This window comes from Lactiplantibacillus argentoratensis, assembly GCF_037290055.1.
Taxonomy (GTDB): Bacteria; Bacillota; Bacilli; order Lactobacillales; family Lactobacillaceae; genus Lactiplantibacillus; species Lactiplantibacillus plantarum.
Window position 1 is genome coordinate 101,477 of the sequence record NZ_CP147647.1, and the last position, 21,627, is coordinate 123,103.

Annotated in this window: 24 protein-coding genes and 1 riboswitch; of the genes, 17 read left to right on the forward strand and 7 right to left on the reverse strand. The window is 46.9% G+C overall.

Going from position 1 to position 21,627, the window contains the following annotated elements; all coding sequences use genetic code 11:
- Positions 1 to 87: 87 nt before the first annotated feature.
- Both V7R88_RS00435 and V7R88_RS00440 read left to right on the forward strand, forming a co-directional pair.
- Positions 88 to 597 (forward strand): hypothetical protein, encoded by a 510-nt coding sequence (locus V7R88_RS00435; RefSeq protein ID WP_214334775.1) that lies wholly within the window; start codon positions 88 to 90, stop codon positions 595 to 597.
- Positions 598 to 624: 27 nt separating this feature from the next.
- Positions 625 to 1,404 carry an aminoglycoside adenylyltransferase domain-containing protein gene (locus V7R88_RS00440; protein WP_214334773.1) on the forward strand — a complete coding sequence of 260 codons (780 nt, stop codon included), beginning with the start codon at positions 625 to 627 and terminating at the stop codon, positions 1,402 to 1,404.
- Positions 1,405 to 1,471: 67 nt separating this feature from the next.
- Here V7R88_RS00440 and V7R88_RS00445 read toward each other — a convergent pair whose 3' ends face one another.
- Genes V7R88_RS00445 through V7R88_RS00465 form a run of 5 tightly spaced genes read right to left on the reverse strand, consistent with a single transcriptional unit; the run spans position 1,472 to position 4,921 of the window.
- The gene (locus V7R88_RS00445) at positions 1,472 to 1,705 is read right to left on the reverse strand and encodes a hypothetical protein (protein ID WP_003641706.1); all 234 of its coding nucleotides are present in this window, start codon (positions 1,703 to 1,705) and stop codon (positions 1,472 to 1,474) included.
- Positions 1,706 to 1,725: 20 nt separating this feature from the next.
- Complete coding sequence (locus V7R88_RS00450) at positions 1,726 to 2,457, reverse strand: energy-coupling factor ABC transporter ATP-binding protein (RefSeq protein WP_003643653.1); 732 nt, start codon at positions 2,455 to 2,457, stop codon at positions 1,726 to 1,728.
- A gap of 1 nt (position 2,458) precedes the next feature.
- Positions 2,459 to 3,280, reverse strand: a complete 822-nt coding sequence (locus V7R88_RS00455; RefSeq protein WP_003641708.1) for an energy-coupling factor transporter transmembrane component T — start codon at positions 3,278 to 3,280, stop codon at positions 2,459 to 2,461.
- Positions 3,255 to 4,241, reverse strand: coding sequence for a cobalt transporter CbiM (gene cbiM, locus V7R88_RS00460; protein ID WP_003641709.1), 987 nt, complete (start codon positions 4,239 to 4,241; stop codon positions 3,255 to 3,257). Before cbiM ends, V7R88_RS00455 begins: the two co-directional genes overlap by 26 nt.
- A gap of 14 nt (positions 4,242 to 4,255) precedes the next feature.
- Positions 4,256 to 4,921 (reverse strand): Crp/Fnr family transcriptional regulator, encoded by a 666-nt coding sequence (locus V7R88_RS00465; RefSeq protein WP_003641710.1) that lies wholly within the window; start codon positions 4,919 to 4,921, stop codon positions 4,256 to 4,258.
- Between the two features lie 252 nt (positions 4,922 to 5,173).
- Here V7R88_RS00465 and larA point away from each other — a divergent pair, with 252 nt between their 5' ends.
- From larA to larE, 6 genes are read left to right on the forward strand one after another with little or no spacing between them, the layout of a single operon-like run.
- On the forward strand, positions 5,174 to 6,448 hold the full coding sequence (gene larA / locus V7R88_RS00470; RefSeq protein ID WP_003641711.1) for a nickel-dependent lactate racemase: 1,275 nt from the start codon (positions 5,174 to 5,176) through the stop codon (positions 6,446 to 6,448).
- Position 6,449: 1 nt separating this feature from the next.
- On the forward strand, positions 6,450 to 7,190 hold the full coding sequence (larB, locus tag V7R88_RS00475) for a nickel pincer cofactor biosynthesis protein LarB (RefSeq protein WP_012778339.1): 741 nt from the start codon (positions 6,450 to 6,452) through the stop codon (positions 7,188 to 7,190).
- A gap of 30 nt (positions 7,191 to 7,220) precedes the next feature.
- A complete protein-coding gene (locus tag V7R88_RS00480) occupies positions 7,221 to 8,012 on the forward strand; it encodes a LarC family nickel insertion protein (protein WP_003641713.1) in 792 nt (263 codons plus the stop codon).
- Between the two features lie 38 nt (positions 8,013 to 8,050).
- Positions 8,051 to 8,482: a nickel insertion protein gene (gene larC, locus V7R88_RS00485; protein ID WP_003641714.1), complete on the forward strand. Its 432-nt coding sequence runs from the start codon at positions 8,051 to 8,053 to the stop codon at positions 8,480 to 8,482.
- Positions 8,483 to 8,486: 4 nt separating this feature from the next.
- The gene (gene larD, locus V7R88_RS00490) at positions 8,487 to 9,203 is read left to right on the forward strand and encodes a D/L-lactic acid transporter LarD (RefSeq protein ID WP_003643656.1); all 717 of its coding nucleotides are present in this window, start codon (positions 8,487 to 8,489) and stop codon (positions 9,201 to 9,203) included.
- Between the two features lie 24 nt (positions 9,204 to 9,227).
- Positions 9,228 to 10,058, forward strand: coding sequence for an ATP-dependent sacrificial sulfur transferase LarE (larE, locus tag V7R88_RS00495; RefSeq protein ID WP_003641716.1), 831 nt, complete (start codon positions 9,228 to 9,230; stop codon positions 10,056 to 10,058).
- Between the two features lie 199 nt (positions 10,059 to 10,257).
- Here larE and V7R88_RS00500 read toward each other — a convergent pair whose 3' ends face one another.
- A complete protein-coding gene (locus tag V7R88_RS00500) occupies positions 10,258 to 11,235 on the reverse strand; it encodes a zinc-binding dehydrogenase (protein ID WP_011100885.1) in 978 nt (325 codons plus the stop codon).
- A 171-nt stretch (positions 11,236 to 11,406) separates the two neighbouring features.
- A riboswitch (TPP riboswitch) is annotated at positions 11,407 to 11,512 on the forward strand.
- Positions 11,513 to 11,590: 78 nt separating this feature from the next.
- Here V7R88_RS00500 and thiM point away from each other — a divergent pair.
- The 6 genes from thiM (at position 11,591) to V7R88_RS00530 (ending at position 17,732) form a co-directional block, all read left to right on the forward strand.
- Complete coding sequence (gene thiM / locus V7R88_RS00505) at positions 11,591 to 12,382, forward strand: hydroxyethylthiazole kinase (RefSeq protein ID WP_057717067.1); 792 nt, start codon at positions 11,591 to 11,593, stop codon at positions 12,380 to 12,382.
- A gap of 25 nt (positions 12,383 to 12,407) precedes the next feature.
- Complete coding sequence (thiD, locus tag V7R88_RS00510; protein ID WP_214334771.1) at positions 12,408 to 13,232, forward strand: bifunctional hydroxymethylpyrimidine kinase/phosphomethylpyrimidine kinase; 825 nt, start codon at positions 12,408 to 12,410, stop codon at positions 13,230 to 13,232.
- Complete coding sequence (gene thiE / locus V7R88_RS00515) at positions 13,222 to 13,875, forward strand: thiamine phosphate synthase (RefSeq protein ID WP_054399492.1); 654 nt, start codon at positions 13,222 to 13,224, stop codon at positions 13,873 to 13,875. Before thiD ends, thiE begins: the two co-directional genes overlap by 11 nt.
- A complete protein-coding gene (gene cytX, locus V7R88_RS00520; protein WP_214334769.1) occupies positions 13,875 to 15,074 on the forward strand; it encodes a putative hydroxymethylpyrimidine transporter CytX in 1,200 nt (399 codons plus the stop codon). The genes thiE and cytX overlap by 1 nt, the downstream gene beginning before the upstream one ends.
- Positions 15,075 to 15,155: 81 nt before the next feature.
- Entirely contained in the window at positions 15,156 to 15,896 is a 741-nt protein-coding gene (locus tag V7R88_RS00525) for a gamma-glutamyl-gamma-aminobutyrate hydrolase family protein (protein WP_214334768.1), read from the forward strand.
- A 243-nt stretch (positions 15,897 to 16,139) separates the two neighbouring features.
- Positions 16,140 to 17,732: an HIRAN domain-containing protein gene (locus V7R88_RS00530; protein WP_338816286.1), complete on the forward strand. Its 1,593-nt coding sequence runs from the start codon at positions 16,140 to 16,142 to the stop codon at positions 17,730 to 17,732.
- A gap of 115 nt (positions 17,733 to 17,847) precedes the next feature.
- Here the strand turns inward: V7R88_RS00530 and V7R88_RS00535 are convergent, their stop codons facing one another.
- Positions 17,848 to 18,318: an NUDIX hydrolase gene (locus tag V7R88_RS00535; protein WP_214334767.1), complete on the reverse strand. Its 471-nt coding sequence runs from the start codon at positions 18,316 to 18,318 to the stop codon at positions 17,848 to 17,850.
- A gap of 232 nt (positions 18,319 to 18,550) precedes the next feature.
- Between V7R88_RS00535 and V7R88_RS00540 the strand changes: the two genes are divergently transcribed.
- The 3 genes from V7R88_RS00540 to V7R88_RS00550 all read left to right on the forward strand — a co-directional run bounded on the left by V7R88_RS00540 (position 18,551) and on the right by V7R88_RS00550 (position 21,553).
- A complete protein-coding gene (locus tag V7R88_RS00540; protein WP_057717071.1) occupies positions 18,551 to 19,915 on the forward strand; it encodes an amino acid permease in 1,365 nt (454 codons plus the stop codon).
- Between the two features lie 123 nt (positions 19,916 to 20,038).
- Complete coding sequence (locus V7R88_RS00545) at positions 20,039 to 20,746, forward strand: hypothetical protein (protein ID WP_003646316.1); 708 nt, start codon at positions 20,039 to 20,041, stop codon at positions 20,744 to 20,746.
- 24 nt (positions 20,747 to 20,770) lie between these two features.
- Positions 20,771 to 21,553 carry an alpha/beta fold hydrolase gene (locus V7R88_RS00550; protein WP_011100893.1) on the forward strand — a complete coding sequence of 261 codons (783 nt, stop codon included), beginning with the start codon at positions 20,771 to 20,773 and terminating at the stop codon, positions 21,551 to 21,553.
- The last annotated feature ends 74 nt before the right edge of the window (positions 21,554 to 21,627 follow it).

Below are 21,627 nucleotides of genomic sequence, written 5' to 3' on the forward strand. Positions count from 1 at the left end.
ATCTGGCACTTGGCAGTCCGTTATTTTCTTTAGTGCGTTGTATGATATGATACGCACGAACCGTAACACATCTTCACGGGAGAAAATATGTTATTAGAAACTTATCAGCATCGCTCATTTATCAAACAAACTGGCAATATTTTAACGACACCGCGATCGCGCGAAACACCTTTTGATATTGGCTGGGACACAGAGATTCGGGCCTATGAATGGTTACGTCAGCAGTATCAGCACCGCCGGGTAAGATTAAATGCCCAACATGCGTTGATTTGGGCGTGGCCACAATCAACGATTGGTTGCCCAATTGTTCCACATACCGACCGCCGGGTAGCCATTGTGCATTTGTGGCTCGATATCCCTGATGACTTGGTATTGTTAATGAACTTTGAGGCCTGGACGATACCGATTATAGGCGCGCGATTTATGGAGAACGACACTATTTCTATCGAACGTGATTGGGAAAAGCTTTTCGATGAAGCATGGTTGATTAAGCATGAATATGCAGCTAGTGATGATTGGCTGGATCATCAGGCGGTTTTTCCTTACGTTGATCGTGCTTGGATCAAGCGCGTTAAGTATCTTCGTGGCTATCGCTAAGCTCAAGACTTAGAGGGGAGTGGTTTGATGATGACATCAACACCACGGTTATTACAAGCCATTCAACAAACGACCACCGCAATTTTAAAAACAAACCTTGTTGGTATTTACCTGTATGGATCCTATGTTTTAGGCTCATATAACGAACAGGTGAGCGATTTAGACTATCTGATCGTTGTTCGGCGTTCGTTAACATTAGCTGAAAAACGGCAGTTAATGACAGCTACCATAACGCAATTGTGGCCATTAGCGCCACACAAGGGATTGGAGTTTCACGTGCTGTTACTGAGTGCAACCCAGCATTTTGTGCATCCTTGCCCATTCGATTTTCATTTTTCAAAATACCATTATGAGGATTATCAACGGGCACCGCTAGCCTACCTAAAAGCGATGCACGGCACGGATCCTGATCTTGCTGCCCACTTAACGATTCTCCAAGCAGCGGGACAAGTCTTACTTGGGCCAGCTATTACAACGGTCTTTGGCCCCGTTCCTGCGACGGCCTATTGGGACAGTATCAAGTCTGATATCGCGAATGCTGAAACGGCGATCGTTCAGTTACCAATGTATACGGTATTAAACCTTTGTCGAGTTCGCGCTTACCAGCAAGATCAGTTAATTATTTCTAAGCAGGCCGGGGGTGAATGGGGGTTACAACAGCTGCCAGCACAGTGGCAGCCATTGATCAGGCAAGCGTTAGCAGCCTATGCTGGTCAACAGGACGAACAGGTTATACGATGGTCACGTCCAAACTTAGTGGCGTTTGCACGAATCATGTTAGCCGAGTTGGGCTTAAAATCAGAATAGTTTGTGAGTTTAACAAAAAATGCTTACTGGCGATCATCCACCAGTAAGCATTTTTGTCACCACCAACTTAAAGTCGGCTGTTATAAATCAAGAAACTAATGTAGCAGTTATCGCCATCAGGTAAATCATAGCCAGTGTTTTCGTTGCTACCGTCATTTTCGTGTAAAACAACGAATTCACCAGAACCATAATCTTGGTCGTTTAAATACTTTACTAAACGTTCATCACATTCAGCTAAAGTCTTACCGGTCACAACGCGCCGGTTCCAACCACGATGGATCTCAGTATTTGGATTAAGCATCTCTTCTCAACTCCTCTTAATTATAAAGTCATCAATTGCGCTTGCCAAGCGGGTTGCTGATCAAGATCAGCGCGCGTTAGGTCAGCGTCGACTTGGTGGGTACTGTTAAAAATAATGAAACGTTCACCAACGGCTTGGACTTGCTGGTAGTTATGGCTTGCCATAATGATAGTTTTGCCGGCAGCTTGTAGCCGTTGCAGTAGGGTTAGCATTTGCTGCTGAGCGGCAATTGTTAAGCCGTTCAGCGGTTCATCTAACAATAAAATTTCAGGGTTCAAGGCGAGAACGCTGGCTAGTGCCACGCGCTTCTTTTCACCACCTGAAAGTTGGTAAGGGACCCGGTCTGCTAAGTTAGCACAGTCCGTTAATTGTAAGCAGTCGGCGACGCGTTGCGCAACCATGGCTGCTGATAAACCGAGTTGTCGGGGACCGAAAGCGACTTCCTCAGTGACCGACGTGTTGAATAGTTGAACATCAGTATTTTGAAAGACCATGCCGATCCGCTGATGAAGTTGTTGTCGATTTTGGGCATCAGCGAGATAAGTGGTCGTAATCGGCTGATCGTGAAACTGATAAGTGCCACTAGTTGGACTAGCTAATCCACTCAATAGTCGTAAAAGGGTCGATTTACCAGATCCATTGGGCCCCATTAGACAGACAAAGTCGCCTGAGTTGACCGTTAAGCTGAGGTCCTTCAAGCCACACGTATCAGGATAATCATAGCAAATATTCACCAATTTAATCAATACCACGTTAATGCCTCCAAAAAATAAATAATATCCAGACAATAATCGCTGGGCTCAGGGCAAGATAATCGCGCCAATGGGTACGACGCCCGGTTGAGCGCGCGTAATGACCATTGAACCCGCGTGCTTCCATGGCAGCGTATAGTTCTAGCGCATAAGTGTAACTTTTAAGATATAAATTACCAAATAATGCGCCGATTAAACGGTATGGATGAGCCGTTGGGGCGACCGTCCGCAATTCTAGTGCTTCCATCGTCAGCAATAGATGTTGGCCGAGCATTCGTAAGTACGTGATGGCAATGGCCAAAGTCATAATTAATAGATCAGGGCAATGGAGTGCCTTCAAGCCAGCCAATAAATCTTGAAACGGCGTGGTTAGACGGTAATATTGAGCGTTTGCCAGCATTAGACTGGTTTTAAGGCCAAAGAATAATAGCGTGGTGGGACCGGCTAACCAGTAGCTCGGTAATACGAACAGCATGGCCATCCCAACACTGATTAGCCAGCTTCCCATAAAACGGCGCAGTTGGCGTGGAGGTAACCATAATAATTGGCACCCAACTAATAGTGCTAGGCCCCATAACAGAATGAGATTATTACTTAAAGCAATTAAAATGACGAGCAACAGGAGCTGAATTAATTTGAATTGCGGTGCAACGCGCCAATGAGACGTTGCCGTGACTGGCGCTGGCTGTGCTAGTCGACTGAGTAATTGGCGTAGGTGACGCTGATTACGTTGCCAAAATTTCGCTTTAATAGCAGGTGTTGGCGTGGTGGTCGTAGTTTGCAGCCAAGCTGGAATATCAGTGTTGGGACGTGTCGGTTTCATGTTGAAGACCTCGAATCAAAAGTAAGAAAATCAAAACAGCGGTAATGGCCGATAAAATATAACCCACACTGACCGGTAAGCCCGCGATGGCGTAATCACTGAACAGGGCCTGAAAATGGAACCCGTGGACCATTCCTTGAGGCGCGTGAGTACTGATATGTTGTTGCGCTAGCCGTTGCTGTAATTCTTGGGGGCTCCATTCGCCCCAAGCCGTATTGCTAGCCAACAAGCCTAATGGTGATAACACCGCTAATCCGAGTAGCAGTGCGATCCACGGCCGCTGATTGCGCCGAGTGGGTGTCTGATAGAGGTTAGTCGGTGCGACTCGTTTTACAAATTGAAAGACAAGCAGTGTGAAGACGACTTCGACCCAGCCGGCGACTAATAAGTGAGCCGTCAACATTGCGGGTATCGTAATGTTGAGGCCGTATGGGCAGTAGAGCGGCGCACCACTTGCCGTATGAGCCAGTATGGGTTGTAACCCGAGCTCGATACCAGCAACTAGCGCCGCCATATTAATGCCTAAGTAAGCACCAATTGCGAGCCCCAACTTTTCATGGTGCCATTTTTGACCTAGGCGATAGCAGGCGTAGCCGACAAACGGCATAATGACCGCCATATTCAACGCGTTAGCACCAAAGGCTAGGATACCGCCATCACCGAATAATAAGGCTTGTAGTAGTAACGTCACGGTCAGCGCAAGACACGCCGCCCATGGGCCAATCAAGACAGCTAACAGGGTTCCCCCGACAGCGTGAGCCGTGGTCCCACCTGGAATCGGCAAGTTGAACATCATAATTAAAAAAGCCAATGAAGCGGCGATGCCGAGCATTGGCAGGGTTTCATGATGTTTTTTGATTTGAACTTTAACTTTTAAAACGGCGACGGTCCAGACGGGAGCCATCGCGGTGACCAACGTTCCGCAAGTTGCGGGACTTAAATAATTATCCGGAATATGCACGGATGAGCACCTCACTAATTTGCAATTTGATCTAAGAGGTAACTAACATCTTGAATAATAAATTTGTGATTTTTGACCGTAATGACGCCGTCTGTTCGTAATTCCTTGAGCATCCGGTTGACACTGCTCCGGGAGCTAATACCACAGAAACCGGCAATGTCGTCATTGGTGACCACAAAGTCAATCAGAATCCCTTCGTTAACTTTTCGTCCGAACAAATCAACAAGACTATAGATAAAGGCACAAATGGCTCCTTTTTTACCGTTCATGACCATCCGTTGCAGTCGAAGAATGTTTTCGGACAACTTTTTACGGTAATAATTTTTAACGTAGTTTTGCAGTTCAGGCGTACTGTTGACGTACTTCCAAAAAGCGACCCGGTTGACCTGGTAAAAAGTGGCGTATTCGGACTCAATACGGACGTTAAACGGTTGGTCCGTAGAACGAGAAACTTCATCACGCAGCAGGGAGATCACGTCGGGCTTGGCAATATAAGATAAATTATATTCGCGACCGTCTTGTAAAATAATGCTGTTTTTGATGATGCCGTCCTTTAAGACGTACGTATAGTGTTCGGCTAAACCATGATAGGTCAGGTAAGTATGCCGCTTTTTTTTGATTGTCGGCACGTGATGGGCTTCCAAATAACTTAGTAAATATTCAATATCAGTTAATACCATCTTAGTTTTTCAGTTCTTTCGTGAATAATTTTTAAGGTTGAGGTCAGTAAAAATAGCGATTCTCAACAGTAATCACGACGATAACGCTACTTAAGCATAGCGGTTTTCATGATTGTGACAATCGCATTTAAAGTATACATTTGTTAACTATTTTTGAAAACTTAAAATGTAACGGACAAGTTATCCGTCTTCTAGTATAACAAAACGTGCATGTAAAAATTAGTTTTTAGAGAAAGAGGATGGCTAAAAGTCATGGTTGCAATTGATTTACCATATGACAAGCGCACAATTACGGCTCAGATTGATGATGAAAATTACGCCGGTAAGTTAGTGTCGCAAGCTGCAACATATCATAACAAATTATCAGAACAGGAAACGGTCGAGAAGTCGCTGGATAATCCAATCGGCTCCGATAAGCTGGAGGAACTTGCTCGTGGGAAGCACAATATTGTGATTATTAGTTCCGATCACACGCGCCCAGTTCCTTCACATATTATCACCCCGATCCTATTGCGGCGGTTACGGTCAGTGGCGCCCGATGCACGGATTCGGATCCTCGTAGCTACTGGTTTCCATCGGCCATCAACCCACGAAGAATTGGTGAATAAGTATGGTGAAGACATCGTCAATAACGAAGAAATCGTGATGCATGTCTCAACCGATGACAGTAGTATGGTCAAGATTGGCCAATTACCATCTGGCGGCGATTGCATTATTAATAAAGTCGCTGCTGAAGCAGATTTGCTAATCTCTGAAGGCTTTATCGAATCACATTTCTTTGCTGGTTTTTCAGGTGGTCGGAAGTCCGTTTTACCTGGGATTGCTTCATACAAGACGATTATGGCGAACCATTCCGGCGAATTTATTAACTCACCGAAGGCCCGGACCGGTAATTTAATGCATAATCCGATTCATAAGGATATGGTGTACGCTGCTCGGACCGCTAAACTTGCCTTTATTATCAATGTTGTTTTAGACGAAGATAAAAAAATCATTGGGTCATTTGCCGGTGACATGGAAGCCGCCCATAAAGTGGGCTGTGACTTTGTCAAAGAACTTTCTAGTGTACCAGCCATTGATTGTGACATTGCGATTTCGACGAATGGTGGTTATCCGCTTGATCAAAATATTTATCAGGCCGTTAAAGGAATGACCGCTGCTGAAGCAACAAACAAAGAAGGCGGCACGATTATTATGGTTGCCGGTGCTCGTGATGGTCACGGTGGTGAAGGGTTTTATCACAACTTAGCTGACGTTGATGATCCTAAGGAATTCCTGGACCAAGCAATCAACACGCCACGGCTTAAAACTATTCCTGACCAATGGACGGCCCAAATCTTTGCTCGAATCTTAGTTCATCATCACGTGATTTTTGTGTCAGACCTCGTTGATCCTGATTTGATTACGAATATGCATATGGAACTAGCCAAGACGTTAGATGAAGCCATGGAAAAGGCCTACGCACGCGAGGGTCAAGCCGCTAAAGTGACGGTTATTCCTGATGGTTTAGGCGTTATTGTGAAGTAGTATGGCAACCACAGCAGAAATATTGCAACAAGTGGCGGCAGGGCAATTAAGTCCGACGGTGGCTGCCCAACAGTTAGAAGCAGGCAAAACAGCGGCATTAGGTTTTGCCAATGTCGATTTAGATCGTCAACGCCGCAATGGCTTTCCTGAGGTCATCTACGGTGCTGGTAAGACGGCAACCCAAATTGTGGGTATCGTGCAAGCCTTGTCCCAACAGACGTTACCGATTTTAACGACCCGGTTATCCGCAGAAAAATTCGCGGCACTCCAACCAGCGTTACCAACGGCTGTCTATCATGCCACTGCGCAGTGTATGACGGTCGGGGAACAACCCGCACCGAAAACACCAGGGTACATTGCCGTGGTGACGGCGGGGACCTCCGATCAACCGGTTGCTGAAGAAGCAGCAGTAACCGCGGAAACTTTTGGCAATCGTGTTGAACGAGTCTATGACGTGGGTGTTGCGGGAATCCACCGACTGTTTGCCAAGTTGGATGTGATTCGTGGTGCCCGGGTGGTCATTGTGATTGCGGGCATGGAAGGTGCGCTGGCCAGTGTCGTTGGTGGACTAGTTGATAAGCCCGTGATTGCAGTGCCGACCAGCGTTGGTTATGGTACTAGTTTTCAAGGTATGACCGCGCTATTGACCATGCTCAATAGCTGTGCGTCGGGGATTACCGTTGTCAACATTGATAACGGCTTTGGTGCCGCTTACTCAGCTAGTATGATCAATCAAATGTAAGATTCAGTTAACTGAACAAGGAGAAGATAAATGCAAACACTTTATTTAGATGCTTTTTCGGGGATTAGCGGTGATATGTTTCTGGGCGCGTTACTCGATTTAGGACTTGATTTTGAGCAGTTAAAAACCGAATTGGCTAAGTTACACGTGCACGGTTATGAATTAACGCAGCAACGGGAAGCCCAGAGTAGCATCTATGGCACGAGCTTTGATGTTCAGGTTGCGGGTGGTAAGGACCATGGTTTTGTGGAACATCACCATCATCAGCATGAAGCTGGGCATCATCATGATCATGAAGCGCGTCATTTAGCTGATATTGAGGCGTTAATTGACGGCAGTGACTTATCAGATACCGTGAAACACCACGCGAAAGCGATCTTTATGGAAATTGCGCAAGCGGAAGCAGCGGTTCATCACATGCCACTAGCTGAAGTTCATTTCCATGAAGTGGGCGCGTTGGATTCGATTGTTGATATTGTGGGCTGCTGTATTGGGTTGGAATTGATGCAGATTGATACCATCATGGCTTCACCGTTAAGTGATGGTAGTGGTTTTATTAACGTTGCCCATGGTCAGATGCCAGTTCCCGTACCAGCCGTGATGCAGATGCGAGTTGGTAGTGCCATTCCGATTCAACAACGGTTGGATGTGCATACTGAATTGATTACCCCCACTGGGATGGGCTTGGTCAAGACGCTCGTACGTGAATTCGGACCGTTACCGGAAAATGCCGTGCCAACTAGAGTTGGTTATGGGTTTGGTAAACGGGACACGGGTGGTTTCAATGCACTGCGAGCCGTATTATTCGAAAAAAAAAACTAAGTCAGCAAATCGTTAACCGGACGGCTGATGCTGTCTTAATGATTGAAGCTAATCTGGATGATCAGACGGGTGAAGGACTGGGGTACGTGATGAACCAGTTATTAACGGCGGGCGCATACGATGTGTTTTTCACGCCCATTCAGATGAAGAAAGATCGGCCGGCGACAAAGTTAACGGTTTTGGGAAACGTTAACGATAAGGACTTACTGACTAAGTTGATTTTACAAGAAACGACGACGATTGGTGTACGTTACCAGACGTGGCAACGTACTATTATGCAACGGCACTTCCTGACGGTCGCAACGCCGTACGGTGACGTTCAAGTTAAAGTGGCGACATATCAAGATATTGAGAAGAAGATGCCGGAATATGCGGATTGTGCCCAGCTGGCGCAGCAATTTCATATTCCGTTTAGAACGGTCTACCAGGCAGCCTTAGTGGCGGTAGATCAATTAGATGAGGAGGCGTAATTTTTTGGTACATCAGTTGATTGCTGAATTTATGGGCACAGCCCTAATGATTATTTTTGGGGTGGGTGTTCATTGTAGTTCCGTATTAAAGGGAACCAAGTATCGGGGTTCCGGTCATATTTTTGCCATTACAACTTGGGGTTTTGGGATTAGCGTTGCCTTATTCATTTTTGGCAATGTTTGCATTAACCCGGCAATGGTTTTGGCGCAGTGTCTATTAGGAAACATCGCATGGTCCTTATTTATTCCGTATTCCGTTGCGGAAGTGCTTGGTGGGGTCGTGGGCTCAGTGATCGTTTGGATCATGTATGCTGATCATTTTAAAGCCTCAACAGATGAGATTTCACCCATTACAATTCGGAACTTATTCTGTACGGCACCAGCCGTTCGTAACTTACCACGGAATTTCTTTGTGGAATTATTTGATACATTTATTTTTATTTCGGGTATTTTAGCGATTTCTGAGATTAAAACGCCGGGAATCGTGCCAATTGGCGTTGGCCTACTTGTATGGGCCATTGGGATGGGACTTGGTGGTCCAACCGGGTTCGCAATGAACTTAGCTCGAGATATGGGGCCCCGGATTGCACACGCCATCTTACCAATTGCCAATAAAGCCGATAGTGATTGGCAATACGGTATCATTGTGCCAGGAATTGCGCCCTTTGTCGGGGCAGCAATTGCCGCTTGGTTTATGCATGGCTTTTTTGGAATTAATTAAATTAAATAGAAGAAGGGTTTTATTATGGCAACATTGGCAACAAAAAAAGCAACGTTAGTAGCAGCATTAAAGGATTTACAACGGGTCACCGTGGCCTTTTCTGGTGGGATCGACAGTACCTTAGTTTTGAAGATGGCCCTCGATGTTTTAGGCCGTGACAATGTGACCGCTGTGGTTGCGAACTCTGAATTATTTACGGATGAAGAATTCGATAAAGCGATGAGTTTAGCTGAAGAACTAGGTGCTAACGTTCAAGGAACTACGCTAGACTACTTGAGTGATGACCACATCAAGAACAACACACCTGATAGCTGGTACTATGCGAAGAAGATGTTCTACAGCCGGTTGAATGACATTGCGGCTAATAATGGTAGTGCAGCTGTCTTAGACGGTATGATCAAGAATGATGAAAATGATTATCGTCCTGGTTTGAAGGCCCGTAGTGAAGCGGGAGCTCGGAGCTTGTTACAAGAAGCTGATTTCTTTAAGACTGACGTTCGGGCCTTGGCACAAGAACTTGGTTTGACGAACTGGAACAAAGTGGCGTCATGCTCTGTATCTTCACGGTTCCCATACGGGACGACGTTGACACATGACAATATTGCTCAAGTGATGGCCGCCGAAAAATATTTGCGTAGTTTAGGTTTTCCAACGGTCCGGGTTCGTTTCCACAATGATATTGCGCGGATCGAATTACCAGAAGCACGAATTGGTGATTTCTTAGTCTTTAACGACCGCGTTAACCGTCAATTACAATCACTTGGATTCCGCTACGTTACCCTTGATTTAGGTGGCTTCCGTAGTGGTCGGATGAATGATACGTTGACCAAGGCACAATTGGCCACTTTCGCCTAGGCCTAATCAAATTAATGATAGTGGTGTCGGGATTAATCGGAGATGGGCGGCTGAACGGCGGTGATCATGGTTCATTCGCCCACCCGATGATAATCGTAACCCCAGCCGATACGCACATGTTGCGATTATCGCCTGACACCCCAAAAAGCGCAGTTCAAGGCCGCCCTTGAGCTGCGTTTTTCGTATCTTCATTTTTAGATCAACAGGCGTCAAAAGTCACGACGAGTTTACCAACGACTTGACCAGCTTGGAGTTGTTGTAAACCAGTTACAAGTTGGTCACGGTGCAAGACCTGAGTAATTAGTGGGTCGACCTTGCCAGCTTGGACCAAAGCTAATAAGGCGGCGGTCATTTGCCCAAGATCAGCAACTTGCGCTGGGTTACCGCTACGGTGGGCACCACCGAGGTCCAATTTACTGATAGTTACCACTTGATTACTTGGAAAGTGGTCCGGAGTTGCTAATACACAGACAAGCTGGCCATTGTAAGCTAAGCGCGGTAAGTCCGCATCAGCATGACCAATGGTATTAATGATCAGATCAACACCGTGCTGCTGCGTTAGGTCTTGAATGCGTGTGGTCACATCTTCATGATGGTAATCGATTTGAGCATCGGGATGCAGCGGTGCCACGAAGGCTTGCTTGGCCTTTGAAACGGTCGTGAAGACGGTCTTGCCAGCAGCCTTAGCGAGTTGAATAGCCATACTGCCTACACCGCCCGCACCTGCATGGATCAGCACAGTTTGCGCGGCATTTAAATTGGCTTTGCGCAGGAGGGCCTGATAAGCCGTCAATCCAGCGCAGAGACTAGCGGCGGCTGCTTCAAAGCTCACAGTCGTTGGAATCTTAGCTAGCACGGCTGCTGGTAAACTCACGTATTCGGCAAACGTCCCATTATTGGCGAGATTAGCGTGCCCACAAACTCGTTCGCCAGGCCGAAAATTAGTGACCTCAGCGCCAACCGCCTCCACGATTCCAGCTGTGTCTAGTCCTAGTGTGTGTGGATATTGCCAGGCGGCGTTACCCGCCGCAACTAATTTAAAATCTACCGGATTGAGCCCGACTGCTTGGGTCTTGATCAACACCTCAGTTGGCCCGAGGTTGGGCATGGGCCGTTCTTGCCATTGAAGCTGTTCCATAGTTTGAGCGGATGGATCTGGCACAACAAGTGCTTGCATCTTCAATCACTCTTTTCTTAAAGGCATATTTGCTTTTTATTATAACCGGTCGCGGCGGTGAATTTAAACTTTAATGCCTAATTAATTAAGTAGCAATGAGGGTGATTCGGCTAACGGAAAGATTGACGTTAGCGGTTACAATCGTTAGACTAAGGTTAGTAATTGAATATTTTTAAACACTAGGGGTGTCCAAAAATGGGCTGAGATGGTGCTGTAAGTACCGATCCCTTTGAACCTGTAAGCTCAAACTTGCGTAGGAAAGTGTCACAGCTAATGTTAGCGGCCACTGGATCAATGCATGTTGATTGGTGGCCGTTTTTAATTGGCGTGACGGTCAATGAGGAGGAGAATTGCTATGGAATTACAATTATTGAATACTTTACGGGATCACAATCCGATTGTTTTTAACATTGCCAATTTTGTTACGGTTCAAGACGTTGCCAATGGGCTAAACGCGTTAGGGGCCTCGCCAATTATGTCAGCTGAAGTCCAAGAAGCGGAGACGATGGTCCAAATTGCCGGGGCAGTTTGCATTAATTTAGGAACCCTGACCACCACCCAGATTGATCAAATGCGGGTGGTTGGTAAGCTTGCTAATCAGTATCATAAGCCAGTCGTTCTTGATCCGGTGGCCGTCGGGGCGGTCCCTTATCGTAAAGAAGTCGCGCTAGGCTTACTATCTGATTTTCAAGTCGATGTTATTCGGGGCAATGCTGGTGAAATTGCGGCATTGGCAGGCATGGATTGGCAAGCGAAGGGCATTGATGCGGGAAGCGGTCAGGGCGACCTGGTTGAAATTGCTCAAGCTTGTGCACAGCAATTCCAATGCTGTGTCATATTGTCGGGGCCTACTGATGTTATTACGGATGGTCAGCGCGTAGTTAAAGTCGCTAATGGTACCCCGCTCTTCCAACGTCACGTGGGCTCGGGCGATTTACTTTCTAGTATCGTCGCGGCTTTTACAGCCGTTAGTTCAACCGATGTTTACCAGGCGGCGCAAGTGGCTTGCTTAGTCTTAGCGGGAGCGGGGGAACTTGTCGCCAGTCAGCTGACGGCCGATCGTCCCGCCACATTTGCCATTGATTTGATTGACCGGTTGAGCTTAGTGACAGTGTCAGAAATTCAAACAATTGCTAAAGTTGATTAAATATAATGAAGGGTCGCGAGATTTAATGAATGAATTTCCACAAGTGGCAACGATTGCTGGTACGGACAGTGGTGGCGGTGCCGGTGTCATGGCCGATTTAAAAACGATGCAGGCACGTCACGTTTTTGGTACCGCGGTAGTCGTTGCCGTGACAGCTCAAAATACATTGGGGGTCCAAGATTTTATGGCAATGCCAACGAAGCTCATTGACGAACAATTTGTTTCGTTAGCAGCTGACTTAGACATTCGCGCTTGTAAAACGGGGATGCTTGCGGATGCTGAACATGTCCATGCCGTCGTTGAGAACTTGAAACGAGTTGATTTTGGGCCGCTGACAGTTGATCCAGTCATGATTGCGAAAGGCGGGGCGGCGTTATTAGCCGCGGATGCGATTAAAACGGTTCGCGACGAACTGCTCCCGTTAGCGACTGTTGTGACGCCGAATTTGCCGGAAGCGGAACGATTAACCGGTCAGGCAATCACTAGTAATCAAGCGATGGTTACAGCTGGACATGCGCTACAGGGGTTAGGCGCTGACAATGTCATTATTAAAGGTGGTCATGGTGATAATCCTGATTTAGCTAATGACTTCGTATTGTTGGCTGACGGGACCGCCTTTTGGCTTTCGGCTCCACGGATTGATACGGTGCGGACCCACGGCACGGGAGATACTCTATCGGCATGTATTACCGCCGAATTAGCCAAAGGACGGTCAATGGATGCGGCCATTAAAACGGCTAAGGCGTACGTTGCTGGGACGATTCAGGATGGTATCCAGGTCGGGCATGGTCATGGCCCGTTGAATCATTGGGCAACCCCAAGTGAGCAGGTGATCGTTCATGACGCTTAAATTTGAACCCACACAATTACGTGCTTATTTTGTGTGCGGGACACAAGACGTGCCGGGACAGGATCTAAATATGGTCGTCCAAACGGCCTTGGATGCAGGCATCACGGCATTTCAATACCGAGATAAAGGCAATAGCCAGTTGACTACGGCTGAGCGTTTTGCATTGGGGCAGCAGCTGCGGGAACGCTGTGCGCAAGCGCACGTTCCCTTTATCGTCGATGATGATGTCGAGCTGGCACTCGCACTGCAAGCAGATGGGGTCCACGTTGGTCAAAAGGACGACCGGGTGACACAAGTTATTCAACGGGTCGCTAATCAAATGTTTGTCGGTTTGTCTTGTTCAACCTTAGCTGAAGTGCAGATTGCTAACCAATTGGAAGGCATTGCCTATCTTGGTAGTGGTCCCATCTTTCCAACGACATCTAAGGCCGATGCGGATCCAGTAGTCGGTCTGACGGGGTTGCGACAATTAGTCATGACTGCATCCTGTCCCGTTGTCGCCATTGGCGGAATTACAGTCGCGCAATTGCCAGCTATTGCGGCTACTGGTGCGGCTGGTGCTGCGGTGATCTCAATGTTAACGCGTAGTCCCGATATGGCTGCCACGGTCAAGGCGATGCTAACGGCTACGGAGGTGCACTGATGAAACATGACGGGATTTTTCGGAGCCAATTTTTACTGTGGCTCGGTGCGGCTATCTCAATTGCCGAAATCTTAACAGGTACGCTGATGGCACCACTGGGGCTGACACGCGGATTGGCTGCGATTGTATTGGGGCACTTGATCGGCTGTGGCCTGTTCTTGGTTCCGGCCGGCTATTTGGGGGCTAAATTACACCAGTCCGCGTTAGCGTCAGCCCAACTGGCTTTTGGTCGCGGCGGAGTGTTACTAGCGTCAGGACTCAACGCCTTGCAACTCGTTGGCTGGACGGCGGTGATGATCGTCAATGCTCAGTTAGCCATGAACAGTATTAGTGGAAAGCTATTTGGCTTTCGAAGCCCGCTACTAATGGCAACCATCGTGGCGATTTTGATTATTGCCTGGTTGCTCATGGGTAGTCAGTTACTGTTCAAAATCAACAATGCCGTTGTGGGCTTGTTGGTGCTCGGGACGGTGTTAATGCTCGTCATGGTATTTATGGCACCGACAACTAGTCAGTCGATATCAACGACTAGTATGACGTTTGGGCAAGCAGTGGAATTGAACGTTACGATGGCACTCTCATGGTTGCCACTAATTGGTGATTATACCCAGCGTGTTGATCGTCCTTTACCAGTCGCACTAGTCAGCGCGGGTGGCTATATGTTAGGCAGCTTAGTGATGTTTGTGACGGGGCTATTAGTTGTGTTACGGACAGGGCAAACTGATATCACGGCATTGCTGACGCGGTCCGGTTTAGGATTGGTTGCATTGCTGATTATCGTTTTTTCAACGGTGACGACGACATTTTTAGATACTTATTCGGCCGCCACGAGTTTGGCTAATCTGACCGGTAGCCGCCATGTTAATCGATTAGCCATTGGTGTGACGGTAGTTGGGCTATTGATTGCGCTGACGGTTGCCATGACGTATTATCAGAACTTCCTGTATTTGATTGGTTCGGTCTTCACACCGCTATATGCTATTATTTTCGTCACGTACTTTGTGCGGCACGCTACGTTACCATACTGGTTGAACTTTTGCTGGTGGGTTGTGGGGATTGTCGCCTATTATCAGTTACAGGCCATTGATTTCATTGGTGGCACGACGCTATTAGTATTGGTTGGGCTGAGCATCGCCGTCTGGTTGACGGGAATTGTCGTCAAGCCAACCGAGCTCGGATATCGCGAGCTTAGTCATTGACAATTAGATGTAAAAAGTAAATGATAATCCCATTGGTAATATGCATGTTACCGTGGGATTTTTTTGAGAGAGGGCGACAGAATGGTTAAACCGATAATTGGAATCGCACCAGGCGTTGTGACAGTGAACAGCCAGATGTTCCCGGGGCGGGTCCGTGATTATGTGAATCGTGATTATTTGAAATCAGTAACGGATAATGGCGGTGTGCCATTGGTATTACCGGTAACGACCGACGCAACGACGATTGAACGGTACGTTGGAATGATCGATGGTCTACTACTTTGTGGTGGTGCAGATGTGGCCCCATTGACGTATGGGGAGGAACCCCAGCCTAAATTGGGTGGGGTAGATCCGGAACGGGATCAGTATGAAATTGCACTGATTCGTGCCACCCACGCCGTTGGTAAACCGGTTCTCGGTATCTGTCGGGGCTTACAAATCTTAAACGTGTGCTATGGTGGCAATCTTTATCAGGATATGAGTGAACTACCAGCTGGTCAGGGTACCTTAAAGCACATGCAAGGACAATTGGCTGCTTACGGCATGCATCACGTGAAGGTCGTACCTGGTACGACCTTAGCTGAATATTTAGGCACCACTAGTGACGCAATCGCGGTCAATTCATTTCATCATCAGGCCGTGAAACAGGTGGCAACGGGCTTTCAGGTGGTGGCCCAAAGTGCGGATCAGGTTGTTGAAGCAATTGAGGCGACAGCTGGTGGTCTACAGTTGGGTGTCCAGTGGCATCCGGAAATGATGCAACAGGTAAACTCCATGCAGGCGCGGTTATTTGCAGCGTTTGTGCTGGCTTGTGTGGCGTAGATAGCATTGACTAGCAAATTGATAAAATAGGGCGTGGTTATTCTGAATTGTAGGATAACCACGTTTTTAATGTGCAGCCGCAAAACTAATGAATGTTTCACGTGAAACATCTGAAATGGTGTTGGCAACTAGATAACTAATCCAAGATATTGTAAGCTGACGTGTAAAACAATTCGTAAAGCTGTTAATACTGGCAACGCTTTCGTATAATGGAATAAAGTTATTGTTAAGGGGGTGACCGTTATGGAACGAATTGAAGCTGGCATGAGCGTAATGACGTTGAAGAAGCAGACCTATCGGGTTATCACTGTGATTAATCAGGGGCAAGAACTGTTAGTTCGCGCCCACGAACCAGAAACAGCTGACATTGAAATAATTCCAGTGACCACAGTTGTTCGAGTAACTGAACAAAATTCAACAGGCGATGCAGCCGTCGCATTGGATACAGTCACGGTCGTTGGCGAACGGTATGTCGATGATATTGTGGCAACGTTAACGACGCTCAGAGTGGGTATGGCGGTGTTGCTCCAGCGAGAAAGTGGCAATCAATACGATGATAATGCCATCTCAGTGTGGACGTTGCAACATGCTAAGTTAGGCTACATTGCCCGGTATCAGAATCAGCCGTACGCGGCACTGATGGATCAGGGACAACGATTGTACGGCATCGTGACGGTATTAGATCAACAAAAACAGCATCTTGAATTGATGCTATGGCGGACTACTGCAGTCCCAAGTCCGATTGAGGCGTTGCAAATCCGCCAACGATTGGCTAAGCCGAGGACAAATTTAGGGGCGGTGCCAACGCATTCGTTACAGACACCGTTAGGAACAATTGTCATGATGTGCAATGGTCACCCGATTAAGTATCAGCAGGTTCCGTTATCGCCATGGTTGACGCCCGCTGATGAATTACACGTCACCAAACGTTATCTATTAACGCCTGATTGGTCACAAGTGCCGCCGGACAGCCTCATTACTTGTCAAGTGACGGCGAAGGCCGACGTGGTTCAGCGGTGGCAAAATGAACACATTTCAGCAGCGGTCTTAACGAACGCTAGTAGCTTTTATGTAGTTGGTATCAGTGCTCAAACCAAGACGGGGCTGAATGATAACTTGGTCGATGATGCTGCGCAACCCGCGGTTATTTACCGAGTTGGCCAGGTTAGTGCACATATGCAGGCCGGCTTCATGGTCAGCTGGGCGCCGTTTGGTGATCCACGCGTGCAACCAGCACTGAAATTAGCATTGCACTTCTCCTCACAACCGCTAGTTCCTTACCATCCAGTAACACCTAGTCGCACCAACGCGACGTTTACGCAGCAAGAGTTGGCAGCCTTGTTAGTCTCCGCATTACCAAATTATCAGGGTGGTCAACGCTTAGAACCAAGTGTGACAGCGATAACGGTAGAAAAATTGCGGCAGACGTTAGGTGATCAGACGTATCATGCGCTGGCGAATTATCAGCGTCATGTTCAGCTAGTTGCGGGTAGTACGGAAGGCGTCAACGAGACCTTGTTACAGGCGTTGATTCATGCAGTCACGTATCATGAGTTGACGACCATGCACTACTACCAGCCGACTGTAGGGATGGTTGACCAGGTTATTTATCCGATTCAATTATTTAGCACCACGACTAAGGATGAGGATGATGTGCAATTAGTGGGTTGCTTAGCGCTTTACAATTACGAAACGTTTGAAATCCAACAGGTGCCGCTGACGGCAATTGCTCGTATCGCGATTATTGCCGATCCGGAGCATCCCCAGACAACACCGGAGACGGAAAGTCCGGATTGGTTACGCATATTTTTACATGGGTGGAATGACGATTTTTGAACGAACAGTCAAAAATTAATTTGCTTACGACTTATAAGTATTCGTGATACAAGCCAGATTGAATTCGATAAAAAATCCCGCTGAGGCTTTAAACTCAGTGGGATTTTTGGTTAGGTTATTTGGTTGCCGAATGGGTCTGTAAATATTCCTGGGCGGCGTGAATCATATCTGCATTTTGTTGATTTAACAATGGCGGCAAGTTGTCGAAGTCAAAGTAGTCGAGTTTGAGTGTTTCATCAGTGGCTTGGGTCAGAACGTGGCCGCCAATGGGTTCTACAAGAAAGAGTGCACTGATTGTTTGAGCTACATCGCCATTAGGATAGGCCGTCTCGCCTTTATCAAAGATGCCGATGCGATCAACAACTTCGACATCAATGCCACTATCTTCCTTATATTCCCGCACGCAGGCCGTGGCATACGTCTCACCGTATTCTAGATAGCCACCGGGTAAACTCCAGTTATGCGTATCGGTACGAAGGTTCAGCAAGACTTGTTGCTGATCGTTGACTAAAATACCAGCGGCCGTATTCAAAATGATTGGTTTGTGACCAACCAAAGCCCGAATTTCTTTAATGTAATTTGCCATGACGAAACCTCGTTTCTAGTTTAATTACCCTTATTATACCGATAATTCTGACTGAAAGCTGTTTGTTGATAAATTTATACGAAGCATGCTCGAACCGCGTTAGAGCAAGTGCATACTGACTATGTGTCACTAAATCCGTTTGCGTCGGTGCACTTTTTTAGCTAAGATAAAAGCTATATACTGTCAGCCGTGATAGTGTGAGTTCTTTGATTTTATGAAAAGAGAGTAATTTATGCAGAGAAAATTAAGTACGGGCCAGATGCAAATGATTGCACTGGGCGGCACGATCGGAGTGGGCCTATTTATGGGATCCAGCTCAACGATCAAGTGGACCGGGCCGTCAGTGCTAATTGCGTACATCGTATCAGGGGCCTTTCTATACCTGATTATGCGGGCACTAGGTGAGATGCTGTATGTCGATCCGAATACCGGTTCGTTTGCCAAGTTTGCTTCTGAATATATTCATCCCGTTTTTGGATACTTGACGGCTTGGAGCAACATTTTTCAGTTCGTCGTTGTTGGGATGAGTGAAATGATTGCATTAGGCGGCTACTGCCGGTATTGGTGGCCGAACTTGCCAGATTGGATTCCGGGCCTAATTGCCATTGTATTCTTATGTGCGGCCAACCTTATCTCGGTTAAAATGTTTGGGACGCTGGAAACCTGGTTCTCACTTATTAAAGTGGTGACGATTATTCTGATGATTATTGCCGGTTTAGGTCTGATTATTTTTGGTATTGGTAACGGCGGTCATCCAATTGGAATCAGTAACCTGTGGACCCATGGTGGTTTCTTCACTGGTGGGGTGAAGGGCTTTGTCTTCGCACTAGCAATTGTGTTGGCGTCGTATCAAGGGATTGAATTGATTGGAGTCACAGCTGGTGAAGCTGAAAATCCACAAAGCACGATCGTTAAAGCGATTCGTTCAACGGTTGCCCGGATTTTAATCTTTTACGTGGGTGCCATCTTCGTAATTGTCAGCATTTACCCCTGGGATAAGTTAAGCCAGATCGGTTCACCGTTTGTACAGACATTTGCCAAAATTGGGATAACCGCTGCGGCTTCGATTATCAACTTCGTGGTTATTACGGCCTCCTTATCGGGAACAAATTCTGGAATTTATAGTGCGAGCCGAATGACTTACACGTTGGCGGAAAGTCACCAGTTACCAAGGAAGATGACTTTATTAAATCGTCATGGCGTACCATTTTATTCCGTTATTGCGATTGCGACCGGAATTCTAATTGGAGTCGTCTTGAATGTTGTGTTACCAATGTTTTTCAAGGACGCTGGCGAGATTTTCGTGATGGTTTACAGTTCGAGTGTCTTGCCCGGCATGGTACCGTGGTTTGTTATTCTAGTGAGTCAAATTGCGTTCCGTAAGCAAAACGCAGCCAAGATGGCGAACCATCCTTTTAAAATGCCATTATCACCCTATTCAAATTATTTAACGTTGGCCTTCCTCGCGTTAACACTGGTCTTCATGTTTATTAATCCGGAAACGCGCTACTCAATTTTAGTCGGTGTTGTATTTCTAGTCATCATGACATTGATTTATTTCCGTAAATACGCCGGTAACAAGGAAGAAACGTTGTAATCAAGAGTACTTGCCAGTAAATGGTAAGTGCTTTTATTTTGGGCTTTTATTGCGTTAAAATTAGGTATCAATATCAATATCAATATCAATATCAATATAATTATCAGGAAAAGTGGTGGCACGATGGTCAAGCAAGGACATTATGCAAAAGTCAGTAAACAGAAACGGTTACGACAATTAAAGCAACGACGTCAGGCCCAGGAGAAGCGGGCGATTATGCCAGAAATGGTTAGCGAATTTTTGCAAGTGCGTTACCACCTGACGCAAGCGGCAAAACAGCGGCCGGCGATGCGACAGATGATGCAACGTTTTATGGCACAGTGGTTAGCCGCAGGGCAAGCAGAATTGAGCGACAATGGTCAGACAACGTGGTCAGTAGTGGCATTGACGAAGCAAACGTTACAGACCTTTAATCGGCAGTTACCGTGGCAGGGGTATGCCTTAGTTGACCAGGAAATGGCACGCTGGACGGCTTTTCTGAACAAGGAAGTGCCGGCTGTGCCGTTAAGTGAGCGGATTACGTTAACTGAGGCACTGTCCCCAGCGACGTGGCAGGCCTGCCTATCAGAGCAATTAGCAATCAATGCCCTATTAGCATTAACTGGTGATTCACGACAATTGGGCCAAATAACGACTGAGCAAGTACGACAGCTACAAACCAGTATTCAAACAGCGACGGGGATTGATTGGGAAAAGGTTGCTCAGTTGCTTGATTCGACAGTGATTGCCCAGAATACACTTTCCGAAGCTGGGCTGGATGACAAAACGCGCCAATGGCTAGAAAAATTAAAGAAGCTAACGCCACAAGATTTTAACGACCATGTTGAATGAATAGTCAAAAAGGAGGATGGTGAAATGCGTTTTATCACGTCAGATCACGTTCAGTTAGATTATACGGATGAAGGCCAGGGGCAGCCAATCGTTATTTTGACGGGATTTGGTGGCGCTAAGGATATTTGGCGCGCTCAAATCCCGGTACTGATTCAGGCGGGCTACCGGGTCATTAATTTAGATGGGCGGTGCCAAGGTTTATCCGAGCACACGGCGAAAGGCTTACGTATGAGTCGTCGCGCGGTGGATGCGCATGAATTGATTGAAAAATTACAACTCGAACAACCAATTTTACTCGGTAATTCGATGGGGGCCGCGACTTGGTTTGCGTACGTGTCATTGTATGGTGATACAGGAATTAAGGCCCTGATCGACGTGGATCAAACGCCGCGGATGATCAATACACCGCACTGGCAATATGGGTTCAAACAGGTTCAATGGCAGGATATTCCGGACTATTTTAGAATGCCGCTGGGACACTCGACGTTTAAGCACATCGATGATGCGACGTATGCGCGCGTCAAGGCAGTAGAAGCGCAGGCACCGTTCGATGCGAAATTAATGTTTCCATTGTTGGTTAACCACGCGGTTCAGGATTGGCGGGATGTGATCCGCCAATTGACCGTACCGTTCTTGATCATTGCGGGCGCCAAGTCACCGTTCTTCAATCCCGACTTTGCGGCAGTGACTGCTCAAATGGCACTACGAGGACAGAGTGTGGTCATTCCGGAAGCTGGTCATATCGTGATGGCGGAACAGTCGGCAGCATTTAATAAGGCGTTGTTGGAATTTTTGGCGACGTGCTAAACGAAAAGCACTTTTAACACCTGTATTAAAGGTGATATTACAGTCTTGAATAGTAGTCATATCAAGCAGGTTTA